This is a genomic window from Streptomyces sp. NPDC093795, assembly GCF_044764665.1.
Taxonomy (GTDB): Bacteria; Actinomycetota; Actinomycetes; order Streptomycetales; family Streptomycetaceae; genus Streptomyces.
Genome location: NZ_JBIWIO010000013.1, coordinates 193,376 through 217,710, shown reverse-complemented (window position 1 = coordinate 217,710; position 24,335 = coordinate 193,376). Strand labels below are relative to the sequence as shown.

Genomic DNA, 24,335 nt, shown 5'->3' with positions numbered 1-24,335 from the left:
GCATCGAAGCGGCCGGGTACTACAAGTGGGGAACGTTCGGTCGGCCGGACGAATCCCCACTGTGGTTGGAGATTTACCGCCGGAACACAACCCCGGGTCTCACCGTGCCGTTCTCTATGATCGTGATCTCGAACCATGGCTACTACGAGATCGTGTACGCGGAAAATCTGCCAGCGATGATGGACCTTCAGACTCGGTGGGCGCCGGCTCTTCAGGCTGCCGCAGTGACAGATCTCCTCGGCCGACTGAGCGACGGCTCGACGGACGACGGAATCGCAGGTCTGATCCGCCGCGCCTTGAAGTAGGACGCGGACACGGTGGGCCCACCGCTCGCGAGTGGCGAACCCACGCGATCCAGGGTGGTGGTCTCCGCTCACACAGCCGAGCCCACCACCCAGTGCTTCGCCTCCGAAGTCACGCGCCAGCGAGATCACGGCAAGGGCTACGAGGACCGCAAGGACCACGTCATCCCGATCACGGAGCAGGACCTGGCGAACATGCCGCCGCCCACGGCGAAGGCGATCGAGATCATCGACCGGATCTCGGTCGACCCGGTGCAGTTCGGCGCCGGGTCGTACTACGTGAGGCGGGTGGTCCCCGCCGCCAGGAGGCGTGCCCGACCGGGCCGGTGCGGCCTGGTGGACTACGCCGCCCGGGCCGCGGACCATACTGGTCGAGCCCCGATCACCCACCTGGACGGTTCCATGGCCAAGAGCAGCTCTTCCTCGACCCCTGTCCCCGACACCGTGTGGCTCGGGCGTGGGCGTCACCTCGGGCCCGAGGCCGAGCGGGACGTCCGGCGCAACCTGCTCGCCCTCAAGGCGGCCGGGGTGATCGACGACTTCCTGGACCTCGATCCGATCGAGGCGGCCCGCTCGAGCGACCTGTTCCCCCGGGACGAGTCCGCCGATGCCGGCCCGTCCGCCCGCCGGATCTTCGAGGCCCGCTGGCGCGTGGCCGACGGCGTCACCGTACGCGCTCAACTGACCACGTACGGGCCGGAGTCCCGCCGCGTCGAGAGTGAGGGCGTCACATGGGTGCTCGCCGCCGAGGCGGAGCGGGCGTGGGAAGCGAGCTGGCCCTCGCCCGCCACCGCGTTCTGGCCCGACAGCGACCAGGTCGCCTGGGATCACGAAAGGGTACCGGGCGTGCGTCTGCGCAGGGCGAACCACCTGCCGAAGGACGACGGCGAGCTGCGGCGCCTGCTGCGGGACTGCACCCGGCAGAGCTGGGCCATCCATGTCGTGGTGCACGAGGCGATGACGCCGGACGCGCGGGGGCGGCGGCCGATCACGGCGTTCCTGCCGCCGAGCCTGCAGCACCAGGTGGTCGAGCACCGGGCCACGCCGGACCAGGCGCTGATCGCCGACTTCGCGATGAAGCGTGAGCTGGGCGTGGGGCTACCGCGCGGCGGGGCCGTCGTCCTGTCCCCGACGCCGCAGGTCCCGGGCTACGACGCGGAGCGCTTCACCGTACGCGATGTCTTCCTGGACGGCACGGAGCCGACCGAACTCCTCCACAGGATCGCGGAGTTCGCCTCGCTGCCGCGACCGCTGCCGGCCGACGCCGAACAGGCCCTGACACGACTGCGCCAAGGCTGGCACCTGCTCACCCCGGACGAGGAGCTTGTCCACGCACGGGCCATGGTCACCAGGTACGCCAAGGCGCTCGAGGCCATGACGGCATCCTGTGACCTGTACCGTGAAGCGGCCGAGTCGGCGCTCGCCGCGCTCGCCGAGACGACCAGCGGCAACGACGCGTCCCGGACGCCCACGCCGGCTGCGGCCGCGCAGGGCACCTCACCGCTGAAAACCCTCACGAAGACGCTCGCCCTCTTCCGCAGCCCGAACCGTTAGGGGGCCGGACGGGAGATCTAGGGTCTGTCCGACGGATCTTGTGACCGTCTCGGTCTCCGGGTCGTTGACATGCGCATGGGGCGGGGAGATTTGACACATGTTGCGTGGGCCCGACTGAAGCCGCATCGGCCGAAGTCCAGTAAGCGTGGCGGCCGTTGGGTCAATCACCGCAAGGTCATCAACGGCATCCTGTATCGGCTGCGTACCGGGGTGCCGTGGCGGGATCTGCCTGCGCGCTTCGGTCCGTGGAAGACCGTGTACGAGCGGCGTCGACGCTCGTCGGCGGACGGAATGTGGGACAGGATCTTCGCGGTCGTCCTGGCCGACGCCGACGCGGAAGGCCGGATCGACTGGTCGATGGTGAGCGTCGATTCGACCTCCTGCCGGGCCCACCAGCACGCCGCCGGGGCCCGTAAGACGGCGCCGGTGCTGCCGGGAAAAGACGCACGCCCCGGCAGCACCGCCCCGACGAGGGGCTCGGTCCCTCCCGGGGCGGCCTGACCTGCAAGATCCATCTCGCCGGCGGGGGTGGACGCCGCCCCCTGGCCTTGCTGATCACGCCGGGTCAGTGGGGCGACGCCCCGCAGCTCATCCCGAGCATGGAACGCATCCGCGTCGGCCGCCTCGGCGGCGGACGCCCGCGCACCCGGCCCGACCACCTCGGCGGCGACAAAGCGCATTCCTCCCGCCGCAACCGCCGCTACCTGCGCCGACGCCAGATCAGGCTCACCATCCCCGAGCCGAAGAACCAGCGGGCCAACCGCCAACGCCGGGGCAGCAAGGGCAGCCGACCCGTCGGCTGCGACAAGGCGATCCACAAGCGGAGGAACGAAGTTGAGCGCACGATCAACGCTCTCAAGAACTTCCGAGCCGTGGCCACGAGGTTCGACAAACGCGCCTACGTCTTCCACGGCACCGTCACCCTCGCCTCGATCAGACTCTGGCTCCGCCCATGAATGCCAGGCAGAAGCTAGACGCCGGTCTGTCCGTCGACGAGTTCACGCACGACATCGAGGTGACCGTTGTGGCGGGAAATCTCTTCGATGAGGTGGAGGACCACCCAGCGCAGGTCCACGTGGCGGCCGTCGCTGATGGAACGTTCGGCCGTTGAGTTCAGGTCGCGGTCGGCCACCAGGCGGCGATAGCGGGCGCTCTGTTCCTCGTACTCGGCGAGAAGCTGGGGCAATGGGATGTCGACCGCTGTCCGCATCTCGGGGTCGGGGTCGTCGTCGGTCGCAGCCGTGAGCGGCCCCTCGGGCTCCTCACCGAGAAACATCACCTGTACCCAGTAATGCTCGACCCATCGAAGGTGGCTGATCAGCCCGCACATCGTCATCAACGGTGAATTCGGGAGCGGTGCCTTGCGGGCATCTTCCTCGGACACGCCCTCACACTTGGCTCGCGCCGTGTCACGGGCGTAATCCAGGAAGGTGGCCAGCTGCGTACGTTCGTCCCACATAGCGGGTGTATCGGTTCGTTGTGTCATCGCGGGTGAGGTTCCCACAGCTCGGAGGCGGTGTCGCGTGATTTAGATGCCACGCAGGCAAACGTGCAACCACCGCCCTGCGCCAGCACGGCCTGCAAGATCCGCCGGACAGACCCGAGTGACCTGAGTCGGAGATTCGTCGTTGGTTGGGCATGAGTCGTCCGGGTCCGATGATTCCGCCGTTGTCGGTCACTGATGCCCAGCGGGCGGTGCTGGGCCGCGGCCTCGGACGCCCCTGCCGGCCGGCCCCTGGCCCGTAGCTCGGCGATGTCCGGGTGGGCGAGTGGCGGTCGGCTGCGCAGCCGCAGGGTGGCAGCTTCTTGTCCGCTTCCCGCTGTTGCCTGGCCACCTCGGCGTCCACGCCTGCGGTAGTCCCCTGCGGCCGCGCTGCTCAGACTCCGGCCGAGGCCGTCTCGGCGGACGCTTCGTCCTTCGCCTGCTCCGCGACGGCAGCAGGGGCAGGGGTCTGGGCCGCGGGCCAGGTGTAGAGCACGACGCCCTGCCGGGTGTCCTTCTCCAGACCGTCCTTCGTCACCAGCCTCTCCAGGGTGTTGCGGACGACCTGGTCCGACGTCGCGCGGCCGGGGTGGGCCGCCTTCAGCTCGGAACCGATCTCGCTGACCTTCTTCGGCTCGCCGGGCTGCAGGGCGAGGAGTTCCTTGAGGAGCGCACCGAGCGTGGGGGCCGCGGACTTCACGGTCTTCTTGACCGCTGCCGGCTTCTTGACCGCTGCCGGCTTCTTTGCCGCCGGAGCCTCCTCGGCGGGCGTCTTCCTGGTGGCGGGCGCCTTCTTGGTGGCACGCTTGGCCTCGGTGGCCTTCTTCGCCGGCGCCTTCTTCACCGAAGCGGTGCCCGCGGGCTTCTCCGCCCTCGGCTGCGGCACGGCCGCCTCCTCCGCGCCTGCCCCGTCCACAGCGGTACTGCCCACCGACTCGGCGGCTGCCGCCGGTTCGCCCCCGGTGGCCGTCGGCAGGGACTCCAGTGTCGTGGTGAGCCACTTCGCCTCCTGCTGAAGCCGGCTCAGCCGAGCGGTGAGAGTGGCCTGCTCGGCCCGGTTGGCGGCAAGATCAGCAGCGAGCTGCTCCGCGTACTTGGCCTGGATCGAGGTGTTGACCGGCTCACTCGCCATGCAATCCACACTCCTTATGGGGGACGGGCGTTGTGGCCGGATGCTACTTGCCGCAGGCCGGAATCGTCCTGTGGTTCCCCAGGCCACCACCCGGCAGGCCCAGCACACCGCCGGCCCCGTCGGCGTACCGCCGGCCGGTCCGGAGAGGTACGAGCGAAAGCACGCCCCCGGCGGGCGGCCGCGCCTGATCGCCGTAAGCAGGGCTCCTGTTGGGCAGGTCAGCGGCCCGTGCCGGCGGCCGAGCGTCCCCGGCTCGCCACGCCCCGCATACCGGGCCCCGCGGTCCAGCAGCACATAAGGGTGTGATGCCGTACGCGCCGGCCCCGCCGGCACCGCCGCCGCCTTGGCGTCGGTCCACGAGGCCGGGGTGATCCACCACGGTCCGCGTCTGCTCGACTTCGGAACACCCACGTTCTGCCATGGCACGATTCGGCACACGCGCTGGTCGACGGTCTGGTCATCGAGCGCTGGAGCCCGCCGCTACGGCGGTCGGTGTCCTGAGCGTCGCTGCCGCGGCCGTCTACGCGTCCACGGTCCGGGAACGGCAGGTACCGCCGGCCGCCGCTTCCCCTTCTTCCTCTGCCGTCACTGCTCCCGCCGCCGTTTCCGGATCGCCGGCGCGTACCGGGCCTGCGGCCGTCGCGGTCAGTACCCCCACCGTCGCCACGCCGGCGGCCGAACCGCGGCCGCGGAGGAAGGCGCCCGCCGGCAACAGCACGCATGAGGCCCGGATCCACAGGATCCGGGCCTCATGTCACTTCAGTAGCGGGGACAGGATTTGAACCTGCGACCTCTGGGTTATGAGCCCAGCGAGCTACCGAGCTGCTCCACCCCGCGTCGGTAGGCACAACACTACGCCACCCGCGGCGCCCTCAGGACCAGGCTGCTTTCAGACGCTCGCGGGCCTCGTTTGCGGTGCCGGTCGGGGCGGGGCTTCTTGGGATGACGGGCAGGCCTGCCCGCTCCGGCTGTCCCCCTCCCGTGCCGGGAGCTGCTGTGCCGAGGTGCGGCGCGGCCGGCGGCCTTCAGGAGGTCCGTCGGCCTCTCACGGGAAGTACAGGGCGGCCTTCTGCAGTACGTGGCTGGTGAACATGCCGCCCCAGACGACCCGGCCCCGGTACATCGTGGTCCGCGGAGCCGGCCCGGTGGTCTCGACCGTGAGGGGGCGGCTGATCAGCGTCGTGTCGAGGATCCGGGCGTCCTGGGCGGCCCACTGGGCCGCCTCGGGCCGGACTCGCGTGCTCACCAGGGCGGGGAGCACCAGGGCCGCGTTGCGGGCCCCGGGTTTGCCGCCGCGCAAGTTCTTGGCGTAGCGCATGGCCCACGCGGTGAACTCTCCCAGGGTGGCCGCGTCGATCTCGGGGACGGCGGTCGCGAAGACGAACAGCTCGGCCTTCGTCCCGAACCAGCGGGCCTTGCGGTCGGCGCGGCAGCCGGTCACCACCGGGCGGTCGCTCCAGTGCGGCAGGGTCACCGTGCAGCCGTCGGCCGTCAGCCGTTCGTGGAGCTCCGTGAGGTACGTGGCCGCCGCGTCAGCGGTCGGTTCGGTCGCATGCGGGTTCATGCGGGGATCCTGCAACTGCCTTGTCCGGTAAGGGAAGAGGCGTGGAAGAAGCCGTGCTTCACGGGCCGGGTGCGGGGCCGGGAACCGATGAGGGGCGGGCTTTGGGCCCTGTACGGCACAGGTTGCGGCAGGTGGCTTCTCCTGCTCGCGGGCGCGGGGGCGTCCGGCCGGGAAGTCGGCCCTGCCGGCCGGATCTGTCGCAGCCGTGGTGAGGCCCTGGGGCGGTCGGTGCCCTGCTGGAGGAGTCCGCGGCCGGGGCCGTCGTGGTCGGGCAGGCCGTGACGGGGCCGGGGGCCGGTCCGGTGTCCGTACCCGCTCGGCCCCGGGGTCCGGGCGGTGCGCGCTGCGTTCGGCCGCGAGGAGACCGCATTCAATGGATTCCGGCGTGTGGCCTGGTATTTCTTGTGGGTGGGCAAGCCGTAGGTACCCCTGGGCAAGCCTTGAATGAAGGCCGTACACGAGGTAGGGGCAAGCCCCGCAACCCGTACGAGGACTTCGGGTACGCGGGGAAGGCGGTGGGCCGTGGCGGCGGGCGAGGTCGACCGTTCCACGATCCGGTGCTGCCCGGCACACGGTCCTCTTTCGCCCGGGCGCCACGGGCCCGCACGCCGAACGGCCCGCACCGTCACCCGGTGCGGGCCGTTCGTCCACCCAAGAGCCCGCCGGAAGGGGGAGTACGGCGGGCCCTGCATATCCAGAGCGGTCCCATGCGCTCGATCCCCGCATGCCCCCGATCCCGCGACCCACACCCAGCCATCCGATCGAACAGTCCGAACAGCCGGACCGGGCCTGCCAAGGGCCGGGAACGCGCTGTGCCCCCGCACCGAAGGCTTGGGTTCTCAGGAGCAATGCAACGTGGCGGTGCTCCGGTAAGGCACGGGTTCGGGCGGGCGGCGGACACGGCCCCTGGCCCTCGGCCCCGTGGTAGCTCAGGAGTAGGTCATGGGGCAGCCGTGGCGTATGGAGTACTGCGCGGCGCGCAGGTAGAGAGCCACGTAGAAGGCCGTGTCCCGGTCCTCGGCCCTCGGTCCTGTCCGCGCCCGGGCGGGCCGCTCCGCCCCACCCTCCAGGAACCACAAGCTCAGTGTGAGGTTCTCGCCCGCCGGTATCGCGTCCACGGGCAGTTCGACGGCGTCGGCGAGCCGCTCGGCCAGGGCGAGCACCCGCGGGGCCCCGGCGACCACTGTCTCTTCGCCGGAGTACGCGGTGCCGACGGGGAGCACGATCTCCTCCTCCAACGCGAACGGCACCAGCACACTCCAGTCAAGGAGGGCCGACAGCTCCGCATCGGTCAGCCGCGTCCTGCACAGCGCCACGAAGCCGTCCATGGACGGGCTGACCTTCTCCTCGAACCAGCCCGGTGCCTCCCCTGCGACCTGCCGCAGCTCGTAAGGGGGCAGCCCGCGCCGCTCCAGCTCGGTGTTCAGCGCGGCGGCGACGTCCCCGTACCCGTCCTCCCCGAGTTGTGACCAGTCCTGCGCGGTGACACTCACCAGATAGACACCCATGATCGCAACGTACCGGCCGCCACCGACAACGTCCCTGCCTCTCGTAGGAGCGCGGTGGCCGTGCCCACCGGTTCAGCGCCGCCTGAGGCGTGTATCAGGGCAGAGGCGCCGACCGCTCGACCGTCCGGCAGCCAGCGCCCTGTCAGGCTTCGCCGCGCCGGGCCCAGGTCCCTCTTCCACCCGCCGTCATCAGCGTGTTGACGATGTGCGACCGGTTGCGGCCGCCCCGAAGCAGCCGCTCGGCCGCCAGGCCGAACGCCAGCGCAGGTCCCACGAGACCGAGGGTCTCGCCGGTGCCGAGCGCCAGCCCCGCGCCAGCGAGTCCGAGGCCGGTCTCGGCCGCGGCCCAGGCGAGCCGCCCGGGCCGCTCTCCGGAGGCCGGCAGCTTCCGCCGGACCGCCCGGAGCAGTGCGGGGAGGGCGTCGTCGGCCGCCGCCGCGTCCCCGGCGCGCAGCGCCGCCTGGAAGGCGTCGCGCCGACGGGTCACGACCTCGTCCTGATGGATCTTCGCGATGTCCTGCCAGCCCAGTTCGGCGACCGCCGCCAGGTTGCCCGGAGCCATCCCGTGTTCCGCGGGGGCTGTGGCCCCGGGGCCGGCGGGCTCGAAGAGCGCGTCTGTCGGACGCCCGAGGTAGAGCCCGATGTCGGCCGCTTTCGGGAGCGACCGCGGGGACGCCCCGTCGGTGCCCAGCGTCCGCTGCACCGCTGCGTTCCAGGCCTGCGTCGCGGTGTTCCACATTGCCGTCCTGTGTGGCGGGTCCGTCGCGTCTAGATGGGCGAAGAGCACGGCCCTGCGGTGCCGGTTCGACGGCTCCACGTGCTCGTCGAGATAGGCGAGGGTGCGTTCCACCGGGGCGTAGTCGTGGCCGGGGAGCCCTGGCAACTCCGCCACCTCCTCCAGCACGTCTCGGTACGAGCAGGGGCGCGTCACGGCGCTCGTGCCCAGCGGCACTCCCGCCTCGCGGGAGAAGTGATGCAGGGTCCAGGCCACGGCCTCCAGCCTGCGCCGGATCACCCCGCCCTCCTCGTACCGTGCGCCCAGCGCGGTACCCCGCGCGAACAGCGGCCCGGGATTCGCCTCCCCGCGCTCCAGAACGGCTTCGGACAGCCTGACCAGGGGCTCCGCCGTGTCGAACGAAGACGAGAGCCAGCCGGGCTCCAGGGCGCGGTGCAGGCCGGTGGTGACCAGGGCGAAGGGGTCGCTGCCGGCCGGAGCGGCGGTGGTGCAGCGCAGGAACGACGGGCAGCCGCGCACGAAGGACCGGAAGTCCTCCGCCTCGAACAGCGCCTGTACCGCATGGCTGTCGATGAGCTGCACGTCGCTCAGCACCACCGTGTGCCCCAACAGGGCCTGGATCTTCAGCATGACGGCCAATGACGTGTCCTGCGGACCCCAACCGGACACGCGCAGATGCTCACCATCAAGCCAGTGGGCATAGATCTCCATGGTTCCCCCTTCCCCCGCCGAGCGAGGGGCTCCCCCTCGGCAGCAGACCCTACGGTGAAGAAGCCAACTGCGCTAAGTGCCTGGTCGGTTGGGGCCCGGCCGCACACCCCGCACTGCCCCAAACCGAGACCGCGATGGCACAGCCACAGCGCGGCGAAGGTCTTTGGGTGGCTTTGTCCACGAGAACGGGTTCTGGCACAACTTCTGTGGAGCTGCGCGGACCGGGCTTGTTTCTTTCTCAGGGCCTACCGCTGACCTGTAGGTTCCCGGCGTGCCCCGGCCTCGGAAACCAAAGGCTCGCGAACTCCCGCAGCGCGTCCGCCATCTCCCGGTAGGCGTCTTCGTCGACGTTGGGCCAGTTCACCCCCACCAGGTCCAGCAGTGTGTCAGCTTAAGCCGGCACCGTGACAGCCATGACTCGCAATCCCCCGTCAGGTAATGCTCCGTCAATCGAACAGTCGTACCACGGCGCCTGGACGGCGGGTAATCCGCTGCGGCAACCTGTCTGGATACGTGGCGAAAAAGTCATCAGTCCAGTGAAAGTCACAGGTCAAACGCCTGCGCGTTCGAGGAGACCGGAGCGTGAGCAGTTGACGTCGTCGCGAATGCGACTGTGCTTCAGGACACGGGACGGGCCCCAGAGTCCGGCCAACTCCTGCTCGGGCTCGTTCGGCAGGCCCAGCCGTCGACGGGCCGTGAGGTGTACACCGAAGGACCGTGCGAGCCCACCGTCGTCCACTCCACCCTGACCGCGTAGCCGCCCCTCGGGAACGCGCTGTGCCCCACACCAAGGTGTGGGGCACATAGGAGGCGCATCAGCTTGACCAGTCGGTTCGGCCACCGGTTGGCACCCACCGAGTGCCTCCGCAGGGGAGTCCATCGCCGTTGGCCTTGTTCACGAGACGGGATAGGCCACAGAGGGCGTGAGCGCGCGGTCCTGGCGGCGCGGCCCCCAGGTACTCCCCCGCTTCTTCTCGGCCCGTGGGCGTCCAGGTGCGCCTCAGCCGACTTCGCGCGGCGGCGGAAGCCTGCCCAAGGCTCACTTATTTCAGGGGGGCCTTCGGGGCTTGAGACAGTGTGTCAGGTGGTGAGAGCGGCCAGGAGGTCGGTGGGGCGGGGTTCGGTGCTGTCGGGGAGGAGGGGGTGGCTTCCGGGGGCGGTGTACGGGTGAGGCGGCGGGTGGCTGTGCGCCATCCTTCGCCGTCTTCCCAGACGAGTGCGGCCGGCGTCGCTTCGGGGGTGAGGAGGACCGCGGTCCGGAGTGTGTCGCGGTTCTGCTCGACGTCCGGTGCGGTGGGGGTGGCGGTCAGGCCGGCTTCGTTCAGGGCGGCCGTGACCGTGGCCAGGTAGGCCCCGGCCGCACGGGCGCGGAGCTCGGTGAGGGCCTGGTGCACGGCGGTGCGCACCTGGCCGGTGGGGTAGCCGAGCTCGGCGGCGGCCTGGTGGGGGGTGAGGTTGGGGTCGGTGGCCAGGCGGTCGGCGATCCGGCCGGCGCGCAGGTGGGTCAGGGCGCGCTGTGCGGTGTCTCGGTGGACGCCGAGGGTTTCGGTGACGCGGGCTGCGGTGATGGCGGGATCAGCGTCGAGGAGGGGTGCGGTGAGCGAGAGGAGCTGGTCGCGGGGGATCTGGTCGCCGGCGTTCCTGGGGCGGCCTCCGGTGGCGGGGCGGCTGGTCCTGGCGTCCCGGTAGGCGCGGATGATGCCGCGGGGCCAGTGCTCGACGCCGGCGACGACGACCGTGTGGTCGGCCAGGGCGGGGCGTTTCTTGTAGGCGCTCCAGCCGGTCAGGGCGCTGCCGAGTTCGGCAGCGGCTTCGCTTCGGTCGAGGAGGTCCTCGTCGCTGTCGGTGCTGGGCAGTTCCGGGACGGCGGCGCCGGCGAGATGGGCGTCGACCTGGTCGGCGTCGAACAGGAGGGTGCGGGCGCCGTCCGAGCTGACGGGAGCCGGGAAGCCTTCCTCGGCGTACGGTTTCACGACCTGGTAGCGGCCGAGGCTCAGTCCCTGCTGTGCGGCGAGATCGGCGAGGGTGCGGACCTTGTCGACGCGGCCGGCGCGGATCACGGCGAACTCCCATACGGGCGAAACGAAACGGGCAGGCGCGGCCGTACAGCAACCGCGATCACGCCCCTGGACAAGAAACCCGAACTCCTTTCGCGTCACCGCGGCGCTGCACTCACCGGCAAGCCTCGCGGGTCCCTGGATCAGCGGGTGTCTTGGGAGGCCGACGCCCGTGCCACCCGCCCTTCGGGCGGACCGAGGGCGCCGGCCACTGGGGGCAATGGTCGGCAACCAGCGGAGCAGGGCCGCCACGCTGTCCCCGGAGTAGGTGGAGCAGCTGTCCGAGGTCGGGATGCGCTGGTCGTGATGGTCATGGTCGTCACCGCGGCCGTCGTGCTCGCGGCCGGCTGTCCGCAGCCCGCAGTCGTGCGGCAGGTGGGCCACCACCAAAGCGGCCGCCTCATTCGGCCTTTCCGGGCTCCGGCAACTCGACTTGCCGGATCACATGACCATCGCCGTCCAGCTCGATAGAACCGGACGGCTTCCCTCGTTCCAACAGCAGCGAACCCTAGTCGTCACGGGTTCACCGTTTCGAAGGGTTCGTCGTACCAGCGCCAGCCGGCGGTACCGTCGTCGTGGATGTGCAACATGAACTCGGCGACCGGGCCGCCGTCGGGAAACGTCAACGTGAGGGCACTGCGGATCTGCGTATAGCAGGCGTCAGCCCGCTCCCAGTCCTCCTCGTCGACCGCCCGCTCTTGCGCACTGAAGAGGGGACGGAACTCTTCAAAACCAGGAAGTGTCTCGACTTCGGCGTGCGTCCAGGGCATATCGGTGCCCGTCACGACCAGCCGGGCAATCTCCTGGTCGCCGCGGTGGAGCCGCCAGATACTGCCAGTGGTCAGGTGGTTGGTCATGTCCCCATGATGACGAGCGACACTGACACGCGGGAGTGAGATCGCGCCGTCCCTTCTTCAGGTCGCGCCAGCCACAGGCGACAGACCGGGCGGCGCCGTGGCTCGATGACCTCCTCGGTGGCGGACCGAAGGTGTCGGAGCGCTGTCACCGGTCACCGGCGGACTGGTACTCCCGGCGGCTGCCGCCCCGAAGCAGACCCAGGGCGCGGACGTCGCAGTTCGGATCCCCTGCCGTGCAGGGCGCTCCGTCGGCCGCCGTCGTCCCAGGCCGGCCTGGTCGTCTCCGGAAGGCCCTCAGTAGGTGTTTCTCAACGTCGACCGGTGCGTCCCTCTGACGAATCTCACCGAAGTTTGCCTGATCGATCTTGATCAGGCACGGGCGTCTTGCGGTCGATTCCGTCAGAGGTTGCGGCTAGCCTGCGTGAAGCCGAGGGTCGGCGACCAGGGAGGTTCTGCAGTGGGCGGCAACGAGTGGACGGCGACCGGGCCGTACCGGGCGGATCTGGCGGCGGCGTTTCGGCACGCCCAGAACCAGGAGTTGGCAAAGGATGACCACGGCTTTCCGGGGCGGGACATCGTCGAGCTGTGGGAGGACGAAGGCTGGCGGGAGTACATCCTGACCGGAGGCACCTGCACGGTGCTCGACTTCTACGCGCTGATCGACGCCGATGCAGGCGACGAGTTTGCCATGATGCGCCCCCTGACCGAGGACGAGGTCCGCAGCTGGGCTCCCGACGGTCGACCCACGCGCGACCAGTGGGACGCCGCGATACGTCGACTGCTCGACCCGATCGACCGTGGAATCGGCCGGTGCACAGTGCTGTATCGGGACGGTGAACCAGCCGAGATCGCCTACTGGGGCTGTACTGCGGACTAGAGTCCAGCGCCGGTCACCGGATCGGCTGAGGAGTAGTCAGCCGGCGGTCCGGTTCTTCTTCGTCCAGCTGCCGGTGCGGGGGCCTTTGCGGGCCAGGCGCCTGGTCATGAGCGTGATGAAGGACCAGTTCAGGTGGGCTTCGGAGTGCTGGCGCAGTCGCTCGTAGTCGCGGCAGTTGCGGCGGGCGTTCATGATCCAGCCGATCGATCGTTCGACCTTCCAGCGCCGGGGCAGCACGACGAACCCCTTGGCGCCCCTGGGGCGGAGGACGGGCCGCAGGGTCAACCACAGGTGGTCCGCGGTCCAGGCGGGCAGCAGGTCACGGGAGTAGGCGGAGTCCGCCCAGACCTGGGTGATCTGTGGGTGGGTGAGCCTGAGGCGCCAGAGCAGGTCTCTGGCCACGATCTCGTCCCGGGCGTCGCCGGGCGTCACCGTGATCATCACGGGCAGTCCGAGCGTGTCGACCACGATGTGTCTCTTGCGCCCGTTGATCTTTTTGCCCGCGTCGTATCCGCGGCCGTCCTTGCCTACGGTGGAGGCCGCCTTGACGGACTGGGAGTCGACGATCAGCGAGACCGGGAAGGGGCAGCGGCCCTTGTCGGTGCGGATCTGCCGGCGGAGCTGGTCGCGGATGAAGGTGACCACCCCGGCCCGGTTCCAGCGCCAGAAGAAACCGTAGACGGTCTGCCAGGGAGGGAAATCCGCAGGTAAGGCCCGCCATTTGGCGCCGTTGTCGACGATGAAGCGGATCGCGTCAACGATGTCCCGCCGCGGCCACTTCTCCGGGTGCCCGCCGGTCTTGGTCCGGCAGGCCGGGACCGGCAGCAGCGGCTCGATCAGGGCCCACTCGGCGGCCGAGGTGTCGGAGGGGTAGCGGCTGGGGCGGCGGGATGTGTGACGCATCGAGGACCTACTTGGTGAGCTGGGCCAGGGTTGCGCGGACCCCTGTGAGCTGGGCGGGTGCCAGCTGGGCCCATTCGTCGTCCGGGTAGCGGGCCAGGTGTGGATCCAGCGTGCCGGTGATCATCCGGGTGAGCCGGCCGAGGATGAGGCGGAACTGCTTCTTCTCGTATTCGATCCAGTCCGCTGGGTCGTCGGAGAACATGTATCCGTCCCGCCGGCGCCAGATAATCGGGGTGAGGTGTTCGGCCGCACCGACGTTCCGAAGGTGCCGGATCCCCCGTTCGACCTGGGATTTCGTCAGTCGGGTGGCGGTGATGAGTTGCCGTGTTTGGAGTCCGGAGGGGCGGGCTTCCATCAGGGCGACGCGGACCAGGTCGCCGTAGTGTTCCGCGAGAGGCCGGGCCTCCCGGCGCCGGGCCATGGCTTACTCGCCCTTGAGGAGTTTGGCCAGCTGCTCGTCCAGGGTGAACTCGCCGTTGTCGATCGCGGCTTCGAGCCAGTCGGCCGCGGCCCGGACCTTGGAGATGCCGCGGCGGACGGTCTCGCGCTCGTCGTCGGTGAACTCCTGGCCCCGCATCCTGGGGACGAGCCGGCCGAGGGTGGCGACGAACTGGTGGCAGGAGCCGACCAGGTCGAGGTATTCGATGGTGTGCTCGATCTTTCGGACGGCCGGGGTGCGTTCGCGGATCGTCTCCCTGACCTGGGCGGAGTTGTCGAACTGGGCCCGGTTGACCAGGAAGCGGGCGGTGTCGTCCCGCATCGTCTGCCTTGCGACGTCAGCGCGCTTGAGCAGGTCGCAGGTCACCTCCTTGGCGACCTCGTCGTCTCGGGTGAGCTCGCGGACGACCCGGACGCGGTCGGCGGGGGCGATCCGGGCGGCGGCGGCCGGCCGCGACAGCAGGTCGACCGTCACCCGGGAGGCGACCTCCTCATCTCGGGTCAGGTCGGTGACGGCCTGGACCTTCTCCTCGACCGTCACCGGCCGGTCGACCCGCTGCCCGACCAGGCGCTTCGCCGCGTCCGGGGTCCACTGCCGCTTGCCCGTGCGCGCGTTGAAAGGGGCGTCCTCGATCGCCGCCCACCGCTCGTTCTCGTCCTGGAGTCGCGGCCAGGACCTTGTGGACGGTGAACGACACGCTGTCCTTGCGCTTGGCCGCCGGCCAGCGCGAGGAGGTCCACCGCCAGTCCTCGACCGTCGAGCGGGCCACCCCGATGTCGTCGGCGAACATCTGCAACGACTCCTCGACGGTGAACAGGTCGTCGGTGCCGTTGGGCATCGACCCGCCCACCGGCCGCATCGGCTCGATCTCCAGAGCCTTGTCACCCAGCGCGAACTGGGCCTTCGACATCTGGTTGATCAGGTCGCGGGCCTCGGCGACGAGTTGTTCGTAACGGGTTCGAGTGACGTTGCCGATCCGGTCTGCCACGATGATCACCGCCCCCGCCCCGGGGCCGGATCAACCACCCCGTGGCGGCTGAATGAGGGGCTCCGGCCCAGGCCGGCTTCCGCGGTGACGCGGACCCGATGTGATGGGGCAGAGCGCGAACTGGGGGCGCTCGAAGCGCGGATTGTCCGCCCCGGAAGACCGTGCAAAACGGCGGTGACCTGTGATGTCGCGATGCCGTTCGCCTACGGCGTTTCGGTAACACCGTTGCGCGACGCCGCCCTCTGGCGGCAGGCACGGACCCGGCACCGCGACGAGCAGTAGACCGCCGACCGCGACCGCTCGACCCCCACCGTCCACGACAGGCCGCAAACCGGGCACTCGACCTGATCCCCACGCTGCATCAACGCCACACGCTGCCGAGTCTGCTGAAGCCTCCGCCACCGCCTCGACCTGCACCGACCCCAGCAGAACACCGCCTCCGCCGCCATCAGCGACGCAAGTGGATCACCACACTCCCGGCAGTACCGCCGGCCCACTCCGCCAGACGCCACAACCCAGATCATCCAGCCGTACGCACCTCACGGCCAGCGTTCAAAAACACCTACTCAACTGGCCTTCCGGGGACGGTTGCGTGCCCGCTGCCTCGGTTGGTCGACCCTGTACAGGTACTCCGCGCCCTCCTTGCCGGCAGGACCGGGGAACTCGGGGTCGTTACGGCGGGCCCAGCACAGGCCGGCGAGGGTCATGCCGTCAAGCTCCTGCTGCGCGGCCCGCAGCCCGACCTGCTCCACTTCGTTCCCGGCCGGTTCGGCCGTTTCCGGGGTGGTTCCGCTCTCCTCGTCCGGCGGGTTGTCCCCGGTGGTGCCCGGCTTGTGGAGGGTGAGGGGGTGGTGGTTGCCGGGGGTGCCGGCCATGGCCCAGGCGCGGGCTTCGGCTTCGGCTTCGGCTTCGGCTTCGGAGAGGTTGAGGACCTGGGTCTCGCGGGCGGTGCCGCCGAGGACGACCTGGACGCGGCCCGGATGCCGGGTCGGCTTGGGTGCGGCGTGGACTTCGGGGACGAGCACCTTCCAGGCGTTGAGGGTGTAGCGGACGAGGATGCGGGTGGAGAAGTTCTCCCGCATCTCCGGGCCGCCGAGGGCGCGGGCGGTGGCGGACTGTGCGACGAGCAGGATGTGGAGGCGTACCTGGCGGCCCATGAAGAGGATCTCGGGGAGCGCGTCGATCGCGGGTGAGGTCTTGGGGTCGTCGCTGCTGCGGATCTCCTCCCAGTAGCGGCGGAGCTGGGCCATGGTCGCGTTGATCTCCTCGAGGAGGATCACCATGTGGGGGCCGACCCGGTCGGGTTCGGCGGCCAGGACGTCGTCGCCGAGCTGTTCGGCGAGGCGGATGCGCCGGTGTCCCTCGGCGCCGAGTTCGATCAGGGCGTCGTGGATCTCGGCGATGTCCCGGCAGTAGTTCACGCCGGGGATGCCGCGGGCCCAGGTGTGGCTGATCCGCTTGAAGTCGAGGATGTGGGCCTGGGCGCCGTTGTGGGAGAACTGGCAGGCGATCGTCCGCAGGATGGTGGACTTGCCCCCGCCGGTGCCCGCGGAGATCAGGGCGTGTGGGGAGTCGTGGTCCCGGTCGACCGACACCTTCTGCCTGCCCGCTCCCAGGCCGATGAGCGGTGCGGATTCCGGTACGGAGGCAAGCAGCTCGCGTACGCCGGGGTCGTTAAGGCCGAGTGAGGCCGGCGGCCGGTCCTCCTTCTTGACGATGAGGTGCGGGTCGCGGCCGGCCGCCAGGAGAAGGACGCGTTCTGCAGGGCGAGCTTCTGCATGACCAGCTCGGCGCCGGTCTCGCGGTTGAACCGGAGGTGGAGCGGAAGGTCGATGCGGATCTCGGCGTCGTCGTCGGTGAAGCCCGCCGGCACGTGGAGGTAGGTGCGGGGTCGGTGTGTTCGGAGATCTGGAGCGGTCCGGCGAGCGTCTGGTGCGGCCATCGGAGCGCCGGAGGTGAGGGCCTGGGTGACGATGTCGGAGTGGTGGAGGTAGCCGTACGCTCCGCCCATAGCCGCGGCGACGGCGCCCGTGCGGACCCTGAGCCGGTGCCATCCGGCCCGGTAAAAGGCGCGGCGGACCGGGCCGTCGGCGTCCTTCACCACGACAGGGCGGCCCGGCTGCCAAAACGTCGCGTCCGTACGACGCACATCGTCCGGGTCCTGGCCGGCGAATGGTGAGATGCGCGCGTCAGCCTCGATCTGCCCATCGGCTGATCGGATGTGCATGACCGGTCGGTGGCCACTGATGCGATGCGGTTCAGGGCTGGGGCCTGACGTCGAGCCCCAGTCGTCGTGCGTCCTGCTCCGGGCGGATGGCCGTGAGGGCGCAGGTGCCCGCCATGAGCATCACCGCGCCGGCAACGAGGAAGGCGGTGGCGTAGCCGGCGGCCGGGGTGGCGGCCGTGTCGATGAGGTGGCCGGTGAGGAACGGTGCCACGAGGCCCGGGAGGGTGCCGATGCCGGCGACGATGCCGAAGACGGCTCCACGCTGGGCGGGAGGGACGACCTCTGCGGTCGTCATGTAGTGGAGGGGGATGGCGATGGCGGTGCCGCCGAAGGCCAGCGCGATCAGCACCAGCCGGGGGCCGGACGCGTCGACGAACGGGAACGCCGCCATCGCGCACCCCGCCACGCACACAGCGATGCTCTGCACCGCCCCGCTGGACCAACGGCTGCTCACGCCACGGGACTTCAGCGCGTCAACGAACGGGGAGACCGTCAACAGGAGCAGTAGTCCGAAGCCGGACATGGCGCTGATGGCGGTCGCGGAGCCCGCCGCCGACATGTCCAGCTGCGTCCTGAGGTAGGCGGGCAGCCAGGCATGGCTGAGGGACAGTGCCCACGCCGCTCCGAAGGCGCTGGCGATGCTGCCGAGCACGGTGCCGGTCAGCAGGATTCTGCGGTACGGCAGCCGAAGCCCGCTGGATCCGGTGGCCGTGTGCTTGTGGTCGTACGGTCCGTCGTGGCCCACGCGCCACCACAACAGCGCCCAGCAGGCGCTGACGACCGCGAGGACGGCGTAGGCCGAGCGCCAGCCGAAGTCGTCGATCAGCCAGGTGACCAGGGGTGCCGCGATCAGCGTGCCCAGGGCCGCGCCGCCGATCTGGAGCGCCGAGGGCAGGGCGCGGCGCTCCGGCGGGAACCACTTGTAGAGGGCGTGCATCGACATGGAAGCCGCCGGGCCCTCGGCGGCACCGAGCAGAATGCGGCCGGCCATCAGGGTCGGGACCGAGGCCACCACGAGGACCGGGAGCTGGGCCACGGCCCACACCACGGTCATGACGAACAGCAGGACTCGGCTGGAGATGCGGGTGGAGAGAAATCCGACGAGGAGTCCCGAGACGCTGAAGAGGAAGAAGAAGGAGCTGGATATGAGGCCGTAGGTGCTGTTGCTGAGGCCGAGTTCCTCCATGATCGGAACGGCGGCGAGGCCGAGGACCGACTTGTCGGCGAAGTTGATGACCATGAAGGCCACGATCATCGCCATGATCAGCCAGGCTCTGCGGCGGTCGGCTGCCGGGGTGACGAGGTGCCGGGACTGCGCGGTGGCGGTACGGGGTGTCATGGGGCGACTCCTGCGGGTGCGGGTGGAGCTGGGGGTCGTACGGGTAGGCGGTCGTTCCCCGTCGCCGCGGGCCCCCGCTCGTGGAAGCAGGGGCCCGCGGCACCGCCCTGGACGCCAGGGGGTCGGTCAGAAAAGGCCCTTGGCGATGGCGTTCTTGTGGATCTCGGTGGTTCCGGTGACGATCCGGAACATCCGCAGGCTGCGGAAGATCTGCTCGACCTCGTTGCCGCGGGTCAGCCCGGCCTTGCCGTGGATCTGGACGGCCTGGTCGGCGACGCGGAAGCACGCCTCGGAGGTGAACAGCTTGCACATGTTGGCCTCGACGGAGACGTTGTCGCCCCGGTCGGCCTTCGCGGCGGTGGTCATCACCATCGCGCGGGCGGCGTAGATCTCGGTGGCCATCTCGGCGATCTTGTGGTGGATGGCCTGATGGGCGAGGAGCGGCTGGCCGAAGACGACGCGGTTCATCGCGTACTCCACCGACAGGTCCCAGGCGCGGCGGGCGGCGCCGATGAGGGACGGGCAGTGCAGGAGGCGGTTGAGGGTGATGCGGCCGATGCCGATGCGCAGGCCCTGGCCGATCTCGCCGAGGAGGTTCGCGGCGGGGATCCGGCAGTCCTCGAAGAGGAGGTCGCCTTCCATCTGCTGGCCGGACATGGGGACTTCACCGTCGAGGACGCGGCAGCCCGGTGTGTCCAGGTCGACGAGGAACGCGCTGTACGCCTCCTCGGTGCCGGCCATGCGGGCGACGACGATCGCGAAGTCCGCGAAGGGGGCAGCGGAGCTGAACACCTTCTTGCCGTTGAGGACGTAGGTGTCCCCGTCCGGGGTGGCGGTGGTCGTCATGCGGCGTACGTCGGAGCCCGCGTCCTCCTCCGTGATGGAGAAGCAGCAGGCCCGCTCGCCCCGGACGACGGGCATCAGGTAGCGCTCCCGCTGTTCCTCGGTGGCGTACTTCACGATCGCGCCGACACGCAGCGGACCGCCCATGTCGCCGAGCACCGAGTGGGAGAGAGCGGCGCCGGAGGCGGTCAGCTCCTCCTTGAGGGCACAGAGTTCGTAGAAGCTCAGGCCCTGGCCGCCGAGCTCGGGGGGCAGGCTGATGCCGTAGAAGCCGAGTTCCGCGCTGCGCTTCCAGACGTGTTCGAGGGTGGTGCGGTCGAGCTTTGTCTCCGCGGTGATGCCGTGCTCGCGCTCGTAGGGGATGAGCTCGTCGCGGAGGTAGGAGCGCAGTCGGACGACGAGGTCCTGGAGGCGGGGGTTGTCGTCGTAGGAGGGTTCGAGGGTGAAGGGCATGCCAGGGGTCCGTCCTGTTCAGTTGACGCGGCGCTCGGCGCCCGCCCAGTAGCGGTCGCGGATGGCGCGGCGGTCGATCTTGCCGTTGGGGTTGTGGGGCAGGGCGGCCACGAAGTCGACCGAGCGGGGCTTCTTCATGCGGGCCAGGTGCCCGGCGCAGAAGTCGACGAGGCCGGTCTCGGTGAGGGTGGCGCCGTCGCGCGTCACGACGACCGCCTTGACGGCCTCGCCCCACTGCTCGTCGGGGACGCCGACGACGGCGGCCTCGTAGACGTCGGGGTGCTGGTGCAGGACCGCTTCGACCTCGACGGCGTAGATGTTGAACCCGCCGGAGACGATCATGTCTTTCTTGCGGTCGACGATGAATACGTAGCCGTCCGCGCGACGGCGGGCGAGGTCGCCGGTGAGGAACCAGCCGTCCCGGAAGGTCTGCGCCGTGAGGTTCGGCTCGTTGTGGTAGCCGGGGACGACGTCGGGGCCGCGGACGGCGATCTCTCCGATCTCTCCGTCGGCGACGGGCTGTCCGCTGTCGTCGACGATGGCGACCTCGGCCTCCGCGAGCGGACGGCCGCAGGACAGCAGCAGCTCCTCGTCCTGTCCGTCGATCGCGCGCCGGTGGTCCTCTGTGGAGAGGAAGAGCACGCCGGAGGTGGTCTCGCCGCACCCGTACCCCTGGGAGAGGACAGGGCCGAAGAGGTCCCAGGCGGCCCTGATCCGGGCAGGTGACATCGGCGCGGCGCCGTAGATCAACTGGCGCAGGCTGGAGACGTCGTAGTCGCGGGCGTTCGGCAGCGCGAGCACGGTGTTGACCATCGTCGGTACGACGAAGGCGTGGGTGGCACGCTCGCGCTGGACGGTGGCGAGGAACTCCTCGGCGTCCCAGCGGGGCAGCACGATCGCGCAGCCTCCGGCGAAGAAGATGCCCATCAGCGGCATGCCCGAGGCGTGGGTGACCGGCCCGGCCAGGATCTGCCGGTCACCGGGGCCCACCCGGGTGTCGGCGCTCATCACCGACTTGCGCATCAGGGCGAGCCGGTTGCCGTACGTCTGGACCGCCGCCTTGAGTTTGCCGGTGGAGCCCGAGGTGAAGTGCAGTACGGCGATGTCGTCCTCGTCGCACTCCGCCTCGACAGGTTCCGGCTCGGTGCCCGCCAGGGTCTCGGCATAGCCCGGGCCGAGATCGCTGGGGCCGTCGTAGCCGAGGACCGTCTCGACCCCCGTGCCGGGCACGGCGGCGCGGGCGGTGTCCAGGTGGGCGGCGTCCGTCAGCAGTACCCGCGCGTCGGACTCCGTGAGCAGGTGGGCCACCTCGGCGGTGCCGAGCCTGGCGTTGATCGGCGCCCGGGCCAGGCCGGCCTTGTAGAGGGCGACTTCCGTGACGACCAGTTCCGCGCGATTGCCGGCGAGGGTCGCCACGCGGTCGCCCCGGTTCAGGCCGAGGGCGCGCAGGGCCGTCGCGAGCCGGTCGCTGTGGTCGTCGAGTTCCGCGTACGTCAGCCGCACGGGTCCGCAGACCACCGCCTCGGCATCGGGTTGGTGGCCGGCAGTCCGGCGTACGTACCGCCCGAAGTTCATCGCACCTCCAGAGTTTCCGAACAATGTGTTCAGTAGCAAGCTTGGTGTGCGGCAACGTAAGGGCAGCGTTAGGGTCAGGTCAACGGTCCGGACGAGAAGGAAACGATGTGGACATGAAGCCCGCAGGAGATCGCCGCGTCCGCAGGACACGGGCCGCACTGCGCCAGGCCCTGGTCGAACTGGTCCTGGACAAGGGGTTCCAGGCGATCACGGTCGAGGAGATCACCGAGCGCGCCGACGTCGGCCGGGCCACCTTCTACGCGCACTACCGCGACAAGGAGGACCTGCTGGTAGGCATCGTGCGCGACCTCGCCGAGGACCGTGAGCGCCTCCTGCCGGCGGTCCGGCAGGCGCACACGGCGGGGTTCACCGGACTGCCGGTGAAGTACATCTTCGAACACGCCGAGCGGGAGAGGCCCGTCTACCGGGTCGTCCTGCGGGGCGAGGGCGACGGACGGGCCCTGCGGGAATTCACGGACCTCATCTGCGCCCACGCCGAGGCCGCCTTCCGCGCGCGGACCGAACAGCTCGGGGTGACACCCCGCATTCCCCTCGATGTCGTCGCCCGGGCGTGGACCGGGGAACTCATCGGCCTGCTCACCTGGTGGGTCGAGAACGACACCGGTTACAGCGCGGCCGAGATCACCGCCCATCTGCGGGACCTGTCGGTCTACGGCCGCGTCTGGGCCACCGGACTCGCCCCGTCGGACGCCCCCGGAGCCCTCGACCTCACCCCCTGAGCCGCGCCTGACCGCCCGGCTCCCTCGCTCCTGTCCTGAGGCGCCTGATAGAGATACCAGACAGCGTGTACGGTATCGAGCCCACAGGGCACACGACTGCGGAGCGGAGCGAACGTATGACAGGCCCTTCCTCACTGGCTGATCTTGTCTGGGCGCGGGGAACACGGATCCGGCCTGGGCTCGACGGCACACGACCTCGAGTCGGGAACTCGTTCCGAGCCGTCGTGTCTGGCGCGGCTCCGGCGACGCGTCCGTGTTGCCGACCGCGTCGGCCGGCGCCCTCGACGGCCTGGAGTTCACCGGACCGCACGGCGGGTCCCTCACGCTCACGGAGCTGCTCTCCCGGGCCGAGACCGACGCCCTGCTGGTCATGCACCGCGGCCTCCTCGTGCACGAGGAGTACCTCCACGGGTACGAGCATCATGTCCCGCACAACGCCTCGGCCGCCAAGTCCTACCTCGGCCTCGTCGCCGCGGTCCTGGCCCACAAGGGGCAGCTCGACCGCGGCACGCAGGTCGCCACAATCGTCCCCGAGCTCGCCGGCACCGCCTTCGGAGACGCCGAGGTCGACCACCTCCTCCACATGGGCACGCAGATGAGTCGCCCCTAACACGGGCACGCGCGTGCGATGGGCTCCTGCACCCTCCCACCCAGCGCCACAGCCCTACCGTCAAGGAGCTCCCCAGCGTCCGGAGGCCCGTGACGGCTCCAGGCCATCGGGCGCGCTTCGTCAGCCAAAGCCCGCCCGCTCGAAGGAGCTGTGGCCCTCCCGCGGGCCCCACGGCCTCATGACACCTTGTGGCAGGAGAACACGGCCCATCCGGACGGGGGCAAGGTCGTGACTTCGCCTGAACGAAGGGGGAGGTCACGCGATGTTCGAAGCGGCGATGCGGGAGCCGAAGGGGTATGGAAAGCGTTCGAGGGCTTCGCGCGCGAGATCCCCGGCTCCATGACCCGCTCCCCACGGTGCATGCGGCCTCGACCCGGCCATCGGCGCCACGGCTACCATCGTCAACCGCTGCGTCCGCGGGTACGCCTACGAGTACAACTCCCCTGACGGCCGCCCCTGCTCCAGCACGACGTCGGCCGGGCGGATCGCCATCGTCACCGCCGGCCGCGACGCGGAGGCGATGGCTACCCCCACGCCGCCTTCGACCCGGCGATCCGTGCGGTGGCCCAGCCCACCCGAACCGGCCCCGTTTCATCGCTCCGCTCCGCTCCGTGCCCAACGGTCGCACGTCGATCGACGGACGCGGCGGCCCTGGACCTCTCTGAGAGCCGCATACACTTCGTCGACGATGCCGCCCCGGGAGGCCGTTGACGCCGCCGGCGGGAAACCTCGGCGAGCGTCGCCGCTCAGGTGTGACCCCCACCCCTACCGACACAGGTCAGGAGCCCTCCCATGCGCCACTTCGATATCGAGACACTACCTGCGGGCCAGTGGCGCAACGGCGGCGGCGCGACCAGGGAGATCACCTCCCAGCCGCCAGACGGCCAGCAGTTCGGGTGGCGCGCCAGCATCGCCGACATCGACCGGGACGGGCCGTTCTCGCTGTTCCCCGGAATCGACCGGACGCTCACCCTGCTGGCGGGCGACGGCGGCGTACGGCTGACCTGTCCGGGGACGTTCGAGCGGCTGCCGGTACGGACAGGCGAGCCGTTCGCGTTCTCCGGCGACCTCGCCATCACCGCCGAACTCCCCAGCGGCCCCTGCCAGGTCCTCAACATCATGGTCCGGCGCGGCCGTTGGACCGCCCGCGTAAGCCGGGTCGCCGGCCCGGTCGCCCCGCCGTCCGCACACGCCGGGGTGTTCCACGTCCTGCGCGGACGCTGGCAGGCCGGCCACGACGAGCATGTCCTGGCGCCCGGCCAAGGCCTGTGGTGGGACCAGAGCGACCACACAGCGGGCCAAGGCATCACCCCGCTCTCACCCGACGCCGCAGCCCTGTGGGCCGACCTCACACCAGCAGCCTGACATCTGCCCCCCGTTACCCTTTTCATGGCTCCGCAATGGGGCCTCCGGCCTTCGGGTACGGCATGACTTCCC

The 24,335-nt window shown here is 70.2% G+C and carries 20 protein-coding genes and 1 tRNA gene; 6 read left to right on the top strand and 15 right to left on the bottom strand.

Going from position 1 to position 24,335, the window contains the following annotated elements:
- The first annotated feature begins 359 nt into the window (after positions 1 to 359).
- Together ACIRB7_RS30255 and ACIRB7_RS30250 are read left to right on the top strand one after the other, a co-directional pair.
- Complete coding sequence (locus tag ACIRB7_RS30255; RefSeq protein WP_403604853.1) at positions 360 to 1,856, top strand: hypothetical protein; 1,497 nt, start codon at positions 360 to 362, stop codon at positions 1,854 to 1,856.
- A 75-nt stretch (positions 1,857 to 1,931) separates the two neighbouring features.
- Positions 1,932 to 2,812 (top strand): IS5 family transposase gene (locus tag ACIRB7_RS30250; protein WP_403605075.1). Its coding sequence is split into 2 segments (ribosomal slippage): positions 1,932 to 2,295 and positions 2,295 to 2,812, totalling 882 coding nucleotides; the frame shifts between segments, so codons are not numbered across the junction.
- A gap of 14 nt (positions 2,813 to 2,826) precedes the next feature.
- Here ACIRB7_RS30250 and ACIRB7_RS30245 read toward each other — a convergent pair.
- The 8 genes from ACIRB7_RS30245 to ACIRB7_RS30210 form a co-directional block, all read right to left on the bottom strand.
- The gene (locus ACIRB7_RS30245; RefSeq protein WP_403604850.1) at positions 2,827 to 3,342 is read right to left on the bottom strand and encodes a DinB family protein; all 516 of its coding nucleotides are present in this window, start codon (positions 3,340 to 3,342) and stop codon (positions 2,827 to 2,829) included.
- Between the two features lie 391 nt (positions 3,343 to 3,733).
- A complete protein-coding gene (locus ACIRB7_RS30240; protein WP_403604847.1) occupies positions 3,734 to 4,471 on the bottom strand; it encodes a hypothetical protein in 738 nt (245 codons plus the stop codon).
- Between the two features lie 763 nt (positions 4,472 to 5,234).
- A tRNA-Met gene (locus ACIRB7_RS30235) sits at positions 5,235 to 5,308 on the bottom strand.
- A gap of 208 nt (positions 5,309 to 5,516) precedes the next feature.
- Complete coding sequence (locus ACIRB7_RS30230; RefSeq protein ID WP_403604844.1) at positions 5,517 to 6,035, bottom strand: hypothetical protein; 519 nt, start codon at positions 6,033 to 6,035, stop codon at positions 5,517 to 5,519.
- Between the two features lie 929 nt (positions 6,036 to 6,964).
- Entirely contained in the window at positions 6,965 to 7,543 is a 579-nt protein-coding gene (locus ACIRB7_RS30225) for a hypothetical protein (RefSeq protein ID WP_403604842.1), read from the bottom strand.
- Between the two features lie 142 nt (positions 7,544 to 7,685).
- Positions 7,686 to 8,990, bottom strand: coding sequence for a hypothetical protein (locus ACIRB7_RS30220; RefSeq protein WP_403604839.1), 1,305 nt, complete (start codon positions 8,988 to 8,990; stop codon positions 7,686 to 7,688).
- 1,043 nt (positions 8,991 to 10,033) lie between these two features.
- Complete coding sequence (locus tag ACIRB7_RS30215; RefSeq protein WP_403604836.1) at positions 10,034 to 11,050, bottom strand: hypothetical protein; 1,017 nt, start codon at positions 11,048 to 11,050, stop codon at positions 10,034 to 10,036.
- Between the two features lie 512 nt (positions 11,051 to 11,562).
- Positions 11,563 to 11,904, bottom strand: coding sequence for a hypothetical protein (locus tag ACIRB7_RS30210; protein ID WP_403604833.1), 342 nt, complete (start codon positions 11,902 to 11,904; stop codon positions 11,563 to 11,565).
- Positions 11,905 to 12,361: 457 nt separating this feature from the next.
- On the opposite strand from ACIRB7_RS30210, the gene ACIRB7_RS30205 reads away from it, so the two are divergent.
- Positions 12,362 to 12,781: a hypothetical protein gene (locus ACIRB7_RS30205; protein WP_403604830.1), complete on the top strand. Its 420-nt coding sequence runs from the start codon at positions 12,362 to 12,364 to the stop codon at positions 12,779 to 12,781.
- A 36-nt stretch (positions 12,782 to 12,817) separates the two neighbouring features.
- Here the strand turns inward: ACIRB7_RS30205 and ACIRB7_RS30200 are convergent, their stop codons facing one another.
- The 7 genes from ACIRB7_RS30200 to ACIRB7_RS30170 form a co-directional block, all read right to left on the bottom strand.
- A complete protein-coding gene (locus ACIRB7_RS30200; protein ID WP_403604827.1) occupies positions 12,818 to 13,684 on the bottom strand; it encodes an IS5 family transposase in 867 nt (288 codons plus the stop codon).
- 7 nt (positions 13,685 to 13,691) lie between these two features.
- Positions 13,692 to 14,105: a hypothetical protein gene (locus tag ACIRB7_RS30195; RefSeq protein WP_403604824.1), complete on the bottom strand. Its 414-nt coding sequence runs from the start codon at positions 14,103 to 14,105 to the stop codon at positions 13,692 to 13,694.
- 3 nt (positions 14,106 to 14,108) lie between these two features.
- Positions 14,109 to 15,008, bottom strand: a complete 900-nt coding sequence (locus tag ACIRB7_RS30190) for a DUF6192 family protein (protein WP_403604821.1) — start codon at positions 15,006 to 15,008, stop codon at positions 14,109 to 14,111.
- Between the two features lie 669 nt (positions 15,009 to 15,677).
- Positions 15,678 to 16,706 carry a hypothetical protein gene (locus ACIRB7_RS30185; protein ID WP_403604818.1) on the bottom strand — a complete coding sequence of 343 codons (1,029 nt, stop codon included), beginning with the start codon at positions 16,704 to 16,706 and terminating at the stop codon, positions 15,678 to 15,680.
- Between the two features lie 663 nt (positions 16,707 to 17,369).
- Positions 17,370 to 18,677 carry an MFS transporter gene (locus ACIRB7_RS30180; RefSeq protein ID WP_403604815.1) on the bottom strand — a complete coding sequence of 436 codons (1,308 nt, stop codon included), beginning with the start codon at positions 18,675 to 18,677 and terminating at the stop codon, positions 17,370 to 17,372.
- A 126-nt stretch (positions 18,678 to 18,803) separates the two neighbouring features.
- Positions 18,804 to 19,973 (bottom strand): acyl-CoA dehydrogenase family protein, encoded by a 1,170-nt coding sequence (locus ACIRB7_RS30175; protein ID WP_403604812.1) that lies wholly within the window; start codon positions 19,971 to 19,973, stop codon positions 18,804 to 18,806.
- A gap of 18 nt (positions 19,974 to 19,991) precedes the next feature.
- Positions 19,992 to 21,548, bottom strand: a complete 1,557-nt coding sequence (locus ACIRB7_RS30170) for a long-chain fatty acid--CoA ligase (RefSeq protein ID WP_403604809.1) — start codon at positions 21,546 to 21,548, stop codon at positions 19,992 to 19,994.
- Between the two features lie 113 nt (positions 21,549 to 21,661).
- Here ACIRB7_RS30170 and ACIRB7_RS30165 point away from each other — a divergent pair, with 113 nt between their 5' ends.
- The 3 genes from ACIRB7_RS30165 to ACIRB7_RS30155 all read left to right on the top strand — a co-directional run bounded on the left by ACIRB7_RS30165 (position 21,662) and on the right by ACIRB7_RS30155 (position 24,263).
- Complete coding sequence (locus ACIRB7_RS30165; protein ID WP_403604806.1) at positions 21,662 to 22,288, top strand: TetR/AcrR family transcriptional regulator; 627 nt, start codon at positions 21,662 to 21,664, stop codon at positions 22,286 to 22,288.
- A gap of 256 nt (positions 22,289 to 22,544) precedes the next feature.
- Positions 22,545 to 22,898 (top strand): hypothetical protein, encoded by a 354-nt coding sequence (locus tag ACIRB7_RS30160; RefSeq protein ID WP_403604803.1) that lies wholly within the window; start codon positions 22,545 to 22,547, stop codon positions 22,896 to 22,898.
- A gap of 792 nt (positions 22,899 to 23,690) precedes the next feature.
- Positions 23,691 to 24,263 carry a HutD family protein gene (locus ACIRB7_RS30155; RefSeq protein ID WP_403604800.1) on the top strand — a complete coding sequence of 191 codons (573 nt, stop codon included), beginning with the start codon at positions 23,691 to 23,693 and terminating at the stop codon, positions 24,261 to 24,263.
- Positions 24,264 to 24,335 lie beyond the last annotated feature (72 nt).

What these genes read in the sequence shown, in the direction of transcription:
- ACIRB7_RS30245 (WP_403604850.1), bottom strand. Translation starts at nt 3,342, where the DNA reads ATGACACAACGAACCGATACACCCGCTATGTGGGACGAACGTACGCAG.
- ACIRB7_RS30240 (WP_403604847.1), bottom strand. Translation starts at nt 4,471, where the DNA reads ATGGCGAGTGAGCCGGTCAACACCTCGATCCAGGCCAAGTACGCGGAG.
- ACIRB7_RS30230 (WP_403604844.1), bottom strand. Translation starts at nt 6,035, where the DNA reads ATGAACCCGCATGCGACCGAACCGACCGCTGACGCGGCGGCCACGTAC.
- ACIRB7_RS30225 (WP_403604842.1), bottom strand. Translation starts at nt 7,543, where the DNA reads ATGGGTGTCTATCTGGTGAGTGTCACCGCGCAGGACTGGTCACAACTC.
- ACIRB7_RS30220 (WP_403604839.1), bottom strand. Translation starts at nt 8,990, where the DNA reads ATGGAGATCTATGCCCACTGGCTTGATGGTGAGCATCTGCGCGTGTCC.
- ACIRB7_RS30210 (WP_403604833.1), bottom strand. Translation starts at nt 11,904, where the DNA reads ATGACCAACCACCTGACCACTGGCAGTATCTGGCGGCTCCACCGCGGC.
- ACIRB7_RS30200 (WP_403604827.1), bottom strand. Translation starts at nt 13,684, where the DNA reads ATGCGTCACACATCCCGCCGCCCCAGCCGCTACCCCTCCGACACCTCG.
- ACIRB7_RS30195 (WP_403604824.1), bottom strand. Translation starts at nt 14,105, where the DNA reads ATGGCCCGGCGCCGGGAGGCCCGGCCTCTCGCGGAACACTACGGCGAC.
- ACIRB7_RS30180 (WP_403604815.1), bottom strand. Translation starts at nt 18,677, where the DNA reads ATGACACCCCGTACCGCCACCGCGCAGTCCCGGCACCTCGTCACCCCG.
- ACIRB7_RS30175 (WP_403604812.1), bottom strand. Translation starts at nt 19,973, where the DNA reads ATGCCCTTCACCCTCGAACCCTCCTACGACGACAACCCCCGCCTCCAG.
- ACIRB7_RS30170 (WP_403604809.1), bottom strand. Translation starts at nt 21,548, where the DNA reads ATGAACTTCGGGCGGTACGTACGCCGGACTGCCGGCCACCAACCCGAT.
- ACIRB7_RS30165 (WP_403604806.1), top strand. Translation starts at nt 21,662, where the DNA reads ATGAAGCCCGCAGGAGATCGCCGCGTCCGCAGGACACGGGCCGCACTG.
- ACIRB7_RS30155 (WP_403604800.1), top strand. Translation starts at nt 23,691, where the DNA reads ATGCGCCACTTCGATATCGAGACACTACCTGCGGGCCAGTGGCGCAAC.